Raw genomic sequence first — 9,991 nt, 5'->3', positions numbered from 1 at the left:
GCCCCAGTAGGTGTCGGCCTTGGTGGTGGCCTTGTAGCTGCCGCGCGGCAGCGTGCGGAAGCCGAAGCTGAACGTGCCGGTGCTCGACACCGCAGCCGTCGTCACGACGACCCAGGAGCCGTTCACGTAGCGGTAGAGCACCGCGGTGCCGCCGGTGCGTGCAGCCTTGCCGTACACGCGCTTGGTGCTGCCCGAGGTCTGCACGCCCACCGAGACGGTCGGGTTCACCGTGACCTTCTTGGTGATCGAGCAGTCGGCGGCCACGTAGGCGTCGCCCTGGAAGCACCACTGGAACCAGGTGTTGCGCGTGAGAGCCGCGGTGTAGCCGTTGCCGAACGGTGCGCCGGTCGGCCAGGTGAGCAGCCTCGACCCGGCACCGGTGGTGGCCGTGGTCGTGAACGTCGCGCCGCCGTTGACCGACGACTTCAGCTGGCCGTAGCGGGTCTGCGCCTTCACGTCCGCGCCGCGCGTGCCGGTCGCGTCCTCGAGGTAGGCCGCGAGGCTCGCGTACATCACCTTCGTGCCGGTGGGCACCGCGCTCTTGGCGAGGAAGAGGTACGACGTCGCGGACGCGCGGTTGACCACGGCGTCGACGGTCGGAGCAGCCACGCCCGGCTGGGTCGTCGCGGGCACGTAGCGCACGGTGCCGGAACCGCGCGGGAAGTCCTCGAACACGCCGGTGTCGTAGGGGCTCACGGTCTTGGCCACCTGCGTGCCGCTGACGATGTCCTGGAACGAGTACCAGCTCGTGCCGTCGGTGCTGAGGTCGTAGACCGCGCCGAGGCCGATCGAGGTGTCGGCCACGGCGGTGGCGCCGATGCCGGAGATCGACCACGTGCTCGTCAGGTTCCCGCTGCGCCACACGTTGAACGCCACCTCGGTGTCGGAGGTGAACACCAGGGTCGAGCCGACGGGATAGCTGAGGCCCGAGGCGACGCTCTGCGAGTACTCCTTCTCGGTGCCGACGCCGTCGAGGCGGCCGGCGCGGATGCGGCTCGAGATGAGCGCGCCGGAGGAGGAGTTGACGGTGAACACCACGGCGGCCGCGGCACCGTTGTCGGAGATCGCGAGCCGGCCGACGACCTCGCCGGCCTTGGGCGCGAAGTTGGTGGAGACCTTGGTGGTCACGCCCGTGTCGACGACGTACCGCCAGATCGCGCCGGAGTCGACCCAGTAGACGAAGTCGCCGAGGGGCGAGACGACCGGGTTCGACTCGACGATCGTCGTGACGTTGGTGGTCACATCGGGGTCGGGGCCGTTCTTGTCGACGACGAGCAGGCCGTACGTCGTGTTCAGCGCCGGCACGGTGAGCGCGCGCGACTGGCCGGAGACTGCGAGCACCTCGCCGTCGTGGGAGACGTCGTACGAGTAGGCGTACGAGTTGGGGGTCAGCAGGGTGCCCGGGCCCCAGGTGCTGCCGTCGGTCACCCACAGCTTGTCGGTCGTCGCGTCGTGGGCGCCGCCGTCGTACGTGATGTAGCCGAAGCGGGGGAAGTTCGTCGGGTCGGCCTCGACGGTTGCGGCTGATGCGCTCGCGGCGAGCGCGGGCAGCGTGCCGACGGCGAGGGCCGCCGCGGCGACGAAGGTCGCGGTGCGCGGAAGGCGCGTGCTGGTGCGGGTCTTCATGGCGTACGTCGCCCCTGTCCTCCGGCGCTGGGCCGGGCACTGGCTCTCCGGACGAAACCGGCTCACGGGTGCGGCCGCCGAGCGAACCGCCTCCGGGAGTATCACACGACGACTGCCGCACGCTCACGCTCTGCAACCGGTCAGCGGGCGTCGGCGGAAGCCCGAGAGCCTGCGACGTGCGGGTTCCCTCCGACCCGTGTGGCGATGACCACGCCCGCACCCGCCTCGACCGTGCGGCCGCATCCGCCCTGCCGGCTGGCGGCGCGAGGTAGCGTCCGACGCATGGGTCTCGCGACCGGGGTCCTGCACCCCGAAGGTTTCCACGGGCAGAGCGTGCGCTCCTCCTACTTCGAGGGCTGGTACGTCAAGCTCGTCGCGGCCGACCGGGGTGCACGGTTCGCCGTGATCCCCGGCGTCTTCCTCGCGCCCGACGGCTCGGGCGAGGCGTTCGTGCAGGTGCTGGACGGCGCCACCGGCGAGAGCTGGTACCACCAGTACGACGTGTCGGAGTTCGGCGCCGAGGCCGACCGCTTCTCGGTGCGCGTCGGGCCGAACCGCTTCTCCGACCGCGGCGTGGTGCTCGACCTGCCATCGCTGCAGGGCGAGGTGCGGTTCACGACGCCGCTCGACCCGTGGCCGGTCTCGCTGCTCTCGCCCGGCGTCATGGGCTGGTACGCGTGGGTGCCGAAGATGGAGTGCAAGCACGGCGTGGTGTCGTTCGGCCACGACCTGCAGGGCTCGCTGACGCACGCGGGCACGACGTCGTCCTTCGACGGCGGCCGCGGCTATCTCGAGAAGGACTGGGGCGCGGCCTTCCCGGCGGGGTACGTGTGGCTGCAGACCAACCACTTCAGCGACCCGGGCACGTGCCTCACCGGCTCGATCGCGGTGATCCCGTGGCTGCGCTCGGAGTTCCCCGGCCACATCGTCGGCCTCAAGCACAGCGGCGTGCTGCACAAGTTCACGACGTACAACGGCGCGAAGACGACGCGCATCGAGGTCGACGACGACGAGGTGCGCTGGACGCTGCGCTCGCGCCGCGGCGCCACGCTCGACATCACGGCCGACCGCCCGCGCGGCGGCCTGCTGCACGCGCCGATCCGCACCGAGATGCACCGGCGGGTCGAGGAGACGCTCGACGCCACCGTGCAGGTGCGGCTCACCGACGCCGACGGCCGTGTGCTGCTCGAGGACACCGGCCACTGCGCCGGCCTCGAGGTGCACGGCGACATCCACCGCCTCACCGCGTCCTGACCCATCCGCGCCGTCCGTCCCCTCCGCGAGTTACTGCCCACAAGGTCGCTATGGAGCGCTCCATAGGGCCTTGTGGGCAGTAACTCGGAGAGTCGGTCGGTGCGCAGCGCGTTCGCGGAACAACGGCGGCTGAGGAAGGGTTACCTCAGTCGTACGTCCTCCCCCGTACCCCTGACCCTTGGAGCACCTGTGCCCGTTCGTGACGCATCCACCTCGTGGACCGGTGACCTGATGACCGGCAACGGCGTCGTGTCGCTCGACTCCAGCGACGCCGGCCAGTTCCCCGTGACCTTCCCGCGCCGCGCCGGCGAGCCCGAGGGCCAGACGAGCCCCGAGGAGCTCGTAGCCGCCGCCCACTCCGCGTGCTTCGCGATGTCGCTGTCGAACGAGCTGTCCAAGGCCGGCACGCCGCCGACCTCGCTGGCCGCGAGCGCCGAGGTGACCCTCGACAAGAACGCCGCGGGCCAGCAGGCCATCACGAAGATCGTGATCTCGGTGGACGGCGTCGTCCCGGGCGTTGACCAGGCACGCTTCGCCGAGGCCGCGGCGACCGCCAAGGCCGGCTGCATCATCAGCCGCGCCCTCGCCGGCGTCGAGGACATCAGCGTCGAGGCCACCCTGCTCGACGCCTGATCCCGCACCCCAGCACCGCACGACGGCCGCCCCGGACCCCACGGTCCCGGGCGGCCGTTCGCGATGAAGGGACCATTCGTCCGGCTCTAGTGGATGAAGGCGACCTTCATCCCATAGAGCCGAACAATTCTGGCCATCACGACGTACGGCGAAGGCTCGGCGGCGCGGGGCACGGCGTGATCGACTTGCGCGATCGGGAACATGTGCTGATAGTTGAGCATTGAACTAGATGCGCGCCGCCCGGTGCGCGACCGGAACCCGGCCTGCTGGAGGTCTGCGATGCCCGCCGTCACCGTCGACGACATCACCGTGCTGCCGCGCGTGCGGCGCCCCGACCCGGGCCTCGCGCCGGCACGACCCGTCCGCAGCATCACCACGGCACCGACCGGCTTCGAGGGCGAGGGCTTCCCCGTCCGTCGCGCGTTCGCCGGAGTCGCGGCCGAGGTGCTCGACCCGTTCATCATGATGGATCAGATGGGCGAGGTGGAGTACGCGCCGGGCGAGCCCAAGGGCACCCCGTGGCACCCGCACCGCGGCTTCGAGACCGTCACCTACATCATGGACGGCTCGTTCATCCACCAGGACTCGCACGGCGGCGGAGGCTCGATCACCAACGGCGACACGCAGTGGATGACCGCGGGTTCCGGCCTGCTGCACATCGAGACCCCGCCCGAGTCGCTCGTCATGAGCGGCGGCCTGTTCCACGGCCTGCAGCTCTGGGTCAACCTCCCGCGCGAGGCCAAGATGAGCGCGCCGAAGTACCAGGACCTCCGCGCCAGCGAGGTGCTGCTGCTCTCGAGCGACGACGGCGGCGCGCTGCTGCGCGTCATCGCCGGCGACGTCGGCGGCCACACCGGCCCCGGCTCGACCCACACGCCGATGGCGATGGTGCACGCCTCGATCTCCAGCGGCGCGCAGATGACGATCCCGTGGCGCCAGGACTTCAACGCGCTCGTGTACGTGCTCTCCGGCACCGGCACGGTCGGCGAGGAGAAGCGCCCGATCACGACCGGCCAGCTCGCGGTCTTCGGCCCCGGCGCGACCCTCACGGTGAACGCCGACCCGACGCAGGAGAGCCGTCTCGGCGGCCTCGACGTCGTGATCCTCGGCGGCGAGCCGATCCGCCAGCCGATCGCGTGGCACGGCCCGTTCGTCATGAACACCCAGCGCGAGCTCGTGCAGGCCTTCGAGGACTTCCAGGCCGGCCGCCTCGGCACCGTCCCGCCGGACGGCATCCAGCCCTTCCGCGCCTGACCCCTCCCGGTGCCCCCGATCGCGTACGCCGCGGCCGGGGGCACCGGCATGCGGGCGCCCTGAGGCCGGCGTACGCCATCAAGATCACGAGTACGGGTCAACGGAGGCAGTCGAACTGCGTTGATCGACCCAAGGGGCCAGAAGGTGCAGCGCGGCGCGAGCCGAGGTCCGTGTGCGGTGGGCCGGGCAGGTGCGGCAGGGTTGCGTCGTGACATCGCGCTTCCACGCCCTGCACTCGGCGACCACGACCGTCCTGCTGACGCACGACGACGACGTCCCGCGCGTCCTGCACTGGGGGCGGCGCCTGGGCGACGGCGCGGTCGAGCCCGCCGCGATCGAGGCCCTCCTCGACGCCTCGATCCCCAACGGCGGCCTCGACACGGTCACGCCGTTGTCCCTCCTGCCCGAGCATGTGCGCGGCTGGGCGGCGTACGGCGGGATCAGCGGCCACCGGCCCGACGGCACCGCCTGGGCACCGCTGCTGCGCCGTACGTCGTCGGCCGCCGATCCGGCGTCGCTCACCTGGACAGGGGCGGACGCGATAGCGGGCATCTCGGTCACGCTCGTGGTCGCGCTCGACGAGCACGGCGTGCTGTCGGTGGCGTCGTCGCTCACGAACGACGGCGTCGACCGCTACACGCTCGACTCGCTCGCGCCCACGATCCCCCTCCCCGCACGTGCGTCCGAGGCGATGACGCTGACCGGCCGCTGGGCGCACGAGATGCACAGCGCTCGCCACGCCCTCGGCCCGTACGCGCTCGTCCGTGAGAGCCGCCGCGGGCGCACGTCGCACGAGTCGTGGCCCACGATCGGGATCGGCACCCCCGCCTTCTCCGAGCAGAGGGGCGAGGTCTGGCTCGCGCACCTCGCGTGGAGCGGCAACCACCGGCTCGTCGTCGAGACCCTGCCCGACGGTCGCCGCGTGCTGTCGGCGTCCGACCTCCTCCTGCCGGGCGAGGGCATGCTGGAGCCCGGCGAGACGTACGAGGCGCCCACGGTGCTCGGCACGTGGTCGGGGTCGGGCCTCACCACCGCGAGCCAGCAGTTCCACGACCACGTCCGCGCACGTCCGTCCCACCCGAAGGCTCCGCGACCGGTGCTGCTCAACACGTGGGAGGCCGTCTACTTCAACCACGACGTGGCCGCGCTGCAACGCCTCGCCGACGACGCCGCCGCAGTGGGCGTCGAGAGGTTCGTGCTCGACGACGGCTGGTTCGGCGAGCGCGACGACGACACGTCGTCGCTGGGCCACTGGTACGTCGACACGCGCAAGTACCCCCGCGGCCTGGGCGAGCTGGCCGACCACGTCGTCGGGCTCGGGCTCGAGTTCGGCCTGTGGGTCGAGCCCGAGATGGTCAACCCCAACAGCGACCTCTACCGCGCCCACCCCGACTGGGTGCTGCACGTCGACGGCTACGAGCCGCTCCTCGGCCGCAACCAGCTCGTGCTCGACCTCGGCCGCACCGAGGCCTTCGACTACCTGCTCGAGCGGCTCGACGCGCTGCTCGCCGAGCACCCGATCACGTACCTGAAGTGGGACCACAACCGCGAGCTCGTCGCGGCCGCCCACCGCGGCGGCGTGGCCGGCGTACGCCGTCAGACGCTGGCGCTGTACGCGCTGCTCGACGAGCTGAAGCGGCGTCACCCCGGGCTCGAGATCGAGTCGTGCTCGGCCGGAGGCGGGCGGATCGACCTCGGGATCGCCGCTCGGACGGACCGCTTCTGGACCTCGGACTGCAACGACGCGCTCGAGCGCCAGACCATCCAGCGCGGGTTCTCCTACCTGCTGCCGCCCGAGCTCATGGGCGCGCACGTCGGCGGCGCGTGGTCGCACACCACCGCGCGCACGCAGACCCTCCCGTTCCGCGCCGCCACGGCGCTCTTCGGGCACCTGGGTTTCGAGTGGAACCTCTCGGCCGCGAGCGACGAGGACCGAGCCGGTGTGGCGCAGGTGATCGAGGTGCACAAGCGGTTCCGATCGCTGCTGCACACCGGTCGCGTCGTGCGGGTGGACCACGCCGACCCGAGCGCGCTGGTGCACGGGGTGGTCGCCCGTGACGGCTCCGAGGCTCTGTTCGCCTATGCGCAGCTCACCGCGTCCGCCCTGACGGTGCCGGTGCCCGCGCGGCTGGTGGGCCTCGACCCCGCCCGCCGCTACCGCGTGGAGCGGGTGCTCCTGCCGGGTGCGAACTGGGACATGCAGCGGCACCACCCGTCGTGGTACGACGCCCCGATCGAGGTGGCGGGCGACGTCCTGGCCGAGGTGGGCCTGCCCATGGGCGTGCACGTGCCCGAGCAGGCCACCCTCATCCACGCCACCGCCCTGTAGCGGCTCCTCACCCCGAGACCGCGACGGCGTGTGCGACGAGCGGCGGCACGGTTGGATGGCGGCATGAGCGACACCATCCGTTGGGGAGTCATCGGCACCGGCGGTATCGCCGCGGCCTTCGTGCGCGATCTCGCGCTGCTCGGTGACGCCGAGGTCGTCGCCGTCGGCTCGCGCAGCCAGGAGAGCGCCGACCGGTTCGGCGACGAGCACGGCGTCGCGCACCGGCATCCGTCGTACGCCGCGCTGGCGGCGGACCCCGACGTCGACGCGGTCTACGTCGCGACGCCGCACCCCGGCCACCACGACGCCGCGCTGCTCGCGATCGAGGCGGGCAAGGCCGTGCTGGTCGAGAAGCCGTTCACGATGAACGCCGCCGAGGCGCGCTCGCTCGTGGAGGCGGCCCGCGCGCGCGGCACGTTCCTCATGGAGGCCATGTGGACGCGGCACCTGCCGCGCACGCTCGCGATCCGCGAGATCGTCGAGTCGGGCCGCATCGGCGACATCGTCCTCGTCACTGCGGAGCACGGCCAGTGGTTCGCCGACGACCCCGAGTTCCGCCTGTTCGCCCCCGAGCTCGGCGGCGGCGCGCTGCTCGACCTCGGCATCTACCCGGTGTCGTACGCCCACATGCTGCTCGGCACGCCGCGCGCGATCACCGCGGCGAGCGACGCGGCATTCACCGGGGTCGACGGCCAGACCTCGATGATCCTGCAGTTCGACGGCGGCGCCCACGCGGTGCTCACGACGACCCTGCGCGGCCAGAGCGAGTGCCACGCGGTCATCGTCGGCCGCGAGGGACGCATCGAGATCGACGGCGTCTTCTACCGCCCCGGCTCGTTCCGCGTGATCCCGCGCGTCGGGCGCGAGGACGGCGAGCCCGAGGTGCACTCGTTCGACGAGCCGGGCCACGGCCTGCGCTACCAGGCGGCCGAGGTCGGCCGGTGCCTGCGCGCCGGGCTGACCGAGTCGCCCCGCCTGCCGCTCGACGAGACCGTCTCGATCATGGAGACCCTCGACGAGGTCCGGCGCCAGATCGGCCTCACCTACCCCGGCCTCGACTGACCACGCCGCACCCCGAGTTCCTCGAGTTACTGCCCAGATGGTCGCTGAAGAGCCTGCTTCAACGACCATCTGGGCAGTAACTCGCGTACGCCGAGAGGTCCCGCTGGGGTCGTGCGTGCGGCCTCGTGGTGTGTCGTCGCCGGACGCCGGGCTATCGCTCGTACGCTCGCCCGCATGTTCCAGAGCCCCGGCCAGTGCCCCCAGTGCGAGCGCGCCGACCTCGTGCGCAAGGGCGGCAAGGACCAGTGCCCGGTCTGCTTCTACCTGCAGCCGTGCTGCGACGGCGGCGACCTCTGCGGCCCCGGCTGGACCGACACCCGCGCCACCGGCTGAGGGCCACCAAGATCACGAGCAGGGGTCATCGGAGGCAGTTGAACCCCCGTGATCGACCCACAGGGCCCGAACGTGCGGTCGGCGGGGGGCCCGTCAGTGGCGGTAGGTCGGCGCGATGATCGCGCGGCCGAGGGTGTGGAAGGCCAGGTTGAAGCCGACCACGGCCGGCGACACCGAGGCGTCGACCCCGAGGCTGGGCACGTCGACCGCGTGCACGACGAAGAAGTACCGGTGCGGGTGGTCGCCGGGCGGAGGGGCGCAGCCGCCGTACGACGCCGAGCCGAAGTCCGTCCGCACGTGGAACCCGCCGGGCAGCGTCGCGTCGGACGCCCCGGCGCCCTGGTCGAACGACGTCACCGCCAGCGGCACGTCGACCACGGTCCAGTGCCAGAAGCCGGACGGGATCGGCGCGTCCGGGTCGAAGCACGTCACGACGAAGCTCTGCGTGCCGTCGGGGAAGCCCGACCACGCGAGCTGCGGCGACACGTTCGACCCGCCGGCCGAGTCGTGCACGAAGGCGAGGTCGACCTGCTCGCCGTCGACCACGTCGGTGCTGGTCACGGTGAACGACGCCACCGGCGGCAGGTAGTCGTACGGGTTGACCATGACGGGGCGCTCGAGACCCATGGGACCGCCTCTCTCCGGGTACGGCGTCAGCGCTGACGTCGACGTCGCCGATCCTGCCGCGCGCACGCCGCCGACGCAGCCCCTCGCTACCGATGAAGGTCCACTTTCTTGCGCTCTTGGCAACGAAGTCCCCTACCGCACGAGGGCTTCGCCCATCGTCGCCCGGCGGGGGCCCAGCCCTTCATCGCAAACAGACGGAAGGGGGTCGGGGGCACCGGTAGTTCTCAGCCTGTGCATGAAGGTGGGGACAACATGGGGACATCCGGTGCATGAACAGCGCCAACCCTGTGCACATCTTGTGGGCACAGAAACTCGTCAGAAAACTTCGCTGAAACCCCTTGTGCCGCTTGCCGAAACAGGAATAGAACTACGCCACCGCAGAGCGAGACGGCGGGCCAGCCGGAGGAGACTCCGGACGGCGGACGGCTGGGAGACCAGCCGACCGAGCGGCCCGGCGAGGAGCGATGCGCACGCCGAGCGAGACGGCGGGCCAGCCGGAGGAGACTCCGGACGGCGGACGGCTGGGAGACCAGCCGACCGAGCGGCCCGGCGAGGAGCGACGCGGACGCCGAGCACGAGGGCGGGCCACCGGAGGCAACTCCGACGGCGACGGCCTGGGAGACCAGGGCGACGACGGGCCGGCCGGAGTGGGAGGCAGTCGAGGAAGGCGAAGCAGGCAGCGGGGCAACCCGTCGCCGATGACGCGGGCAACCGCAGCACCGACGTGCCGGCTCTTTCACACCTCGACAGCACCGAGCACGACCACCGGGTCCAGCGGAGGGCAACCTCCGACGGCGACGCAGCGGGCAACCGCAGCGACGACGGGGCCTGGCAGGGAGATCGGTGCACGCCGACGACGAATGTCGAGCCATC

The 9,991-nt window shown here is 71.7% G+C and carries 9 protein-coding genes; 6 read left to right on the top strand and 3 right to left on the bottom strand.

From position 1 onward, the window contains the following. A partial coding sequence (locus tag ACFQGU_RS16730; protein ID WP_386768840.1) for a hypothetical protein occupies positions 1-1,626 on the bottom strand: 1,626 nt, incomplete at its 3' end. 282 nt (positions 1,627-1,908) lie between these two features. On the opposite strand from ACFQGU_RS16730, the gene ACFQGU_RS16725 reads away from it, so the two are divergent. Beyond that, positions 1,909-2,880 carry a tocopherol cyclase family protein gene (locus ACFQGU_RS16725; RefSeq protein ID WP_386768839.1) on the top strand — a complete coding sequence of 324 codons (972 nt, stop codon included), beginning with the start codon at positions 1,909-1,911 and terminating at the stop codon, positions 2,878-2,880. A gap of 189 nt (positions 2,881-3,069) precedes the next feature. Continuing rightward, positions 3,070-3,513 (top strand): OsmC family peroxiredoxin, encoded by a 444-nt coding sequence (locus tag ACFQGU_RS16720; RefSeq protein WP_386768838.1) that lies wholly within the window; start codon positions 3,070-3,072, stop codon positions 3,511-3,513. Positions 3,514-3,599: 86 nt separating this feature from the next. On the opposite strand, the gene ACFQGU_RS16715 is transcribed toward ACFQGU_RS16720, so the two are convergent. Then, positions 3,600-3,806, bottom strand: coding sequence for a hypothetical protein (locus ACFQGU_RS16715; RefSeq protein ID WP_386768837.1), 207 nt, complete (start codon positions 3,804-3,806; stop codon positions 3,600-3,602). Here ACFQGU_RS16715 and ACFQGU_RS16710 point away from each other — a divergent pair. From ACFQGU_RS16710 to ACFQGU_RS16695, 4 genes are all read left to right on the top strand, one after another. Beyond that, complete coding sequence (locus tag ACFQGU_RS16710) at positions 3,793-4,767, top strand: pirin family protein (RefSeq protein WP_386768836.1); 975 nt, start codon at positions 3,793-3,795, stop codon at positions 4,765-4,767. The genes ACFQGU_RS16715 and ACFQGU_RS16710 overlap by 14 nt on opposite strands. 208 nt (positions 4,768-4,975) lie before the next feature. Next, positions 4,976-7,096, top strand: coding sequence for an alpha-galactosidase (locus ACFQGU_RS16705; protein ID WP_386768835.1), 2,121 nt, complete (start codon positions 4,976-4,978; stop codon positions 7,094-7,096). A 63-nt stretch (positions 7,097-7,159) separates the two neighbouring features. Further along, positions 7,160-8,158, top strand: a complete 999-nt coding sequence (locus ACFQGU_RS16700) for a Gfo/Idh/MocA family protein (RefSeq protein WP_386768834.1) — start codon at positions 7,160-7,162, stop codon at positions 8,156-8,158. A gap of 174 nt (positions 8,159-8,332) precedes the next feature. Then, the gene (locus ACFQGU_RS16695) at positions 8,333-8,491 is read left to right on the top strand and encodes a hypothetical protein (protein ID WP_386768833.1); all 159 of its coding nucleotides are present in this window, start codon (positions 8,333-8,335) and stop codon (positions 8,489-8,491) included. Positions 8,492-8,584: 93 nt separating this feature from the next. Here ACFQGU_RS16695 and ACFQGU_RS16690 read toward each other — a convergent pair whose 3' ends face one another. Then, a complete protein-coding gene (locus ACFQGU_RS16690) occupies positions 8,585-9,118 on the bottom strand; it encodes a YbhB/YbcL family Raf kinase inhibitor-like protein (RefSeq protein ID WP_386768832.1) in 534 nt (177 codons plus the stop codon). Positions 9,119-9,991: the final 873 nt, after the last annotated feature.

The sequence above is a fragment of the Longivirga aurantiaca genome (assembly GCF_042660085.1).
Lineage (GTDB): Bacteria > Actinomycetota > Actinomycetes > S36-B12 > CAIYMF01 > Longivirga > Longivirga aurantiaca.
This window is presented reverse-complemented; position numbering and strand designations above follow the sequence as displayed.

What these genes read in the sequence shown, in the direction of transcription:
- ACFQGU_RS16700 (WP_386768834.1), top strand. Translation starts at nt 7,160, where the DNA reads ATGAGCGACACCATCCGTTGGGGAGTCATCGGCACCGGCGGTATCGCC.
- ACFQGU_RS16690 (WP_386768832.1), bottom strand. Translation starts at nt 9,118, where the DNA reads ATGGGTCTCGAGCGCCCCGTCATGGTCAACCCGTACGACTACCTGCCG.
- ACFQGU_RS16725 (WP_386768839.1), top strand. Translation starts at nt 1,909, where the DNA reads ATGGGTCTCGCGACCGGGGTCCTGCACCCCGAAGGTTTCCACGGGCAG.
- ACFQGU_RS16695 (WP_386768833.1), top strand. Translation starts at nt 8,333, where the DNA reads ATGTTCCAGAGCCCCGGCCAGTGCCCCCAGTGCGAGCGCGCCGACCTC.
- ACFQGU_RS16710 (WP_386768836.1), top strand. Translation starts at nt 3,793, where the DNA reads ATGCCCGCCGTCACCGTCGACGACATCACCGTGCTGCCGCGCGTGCGG.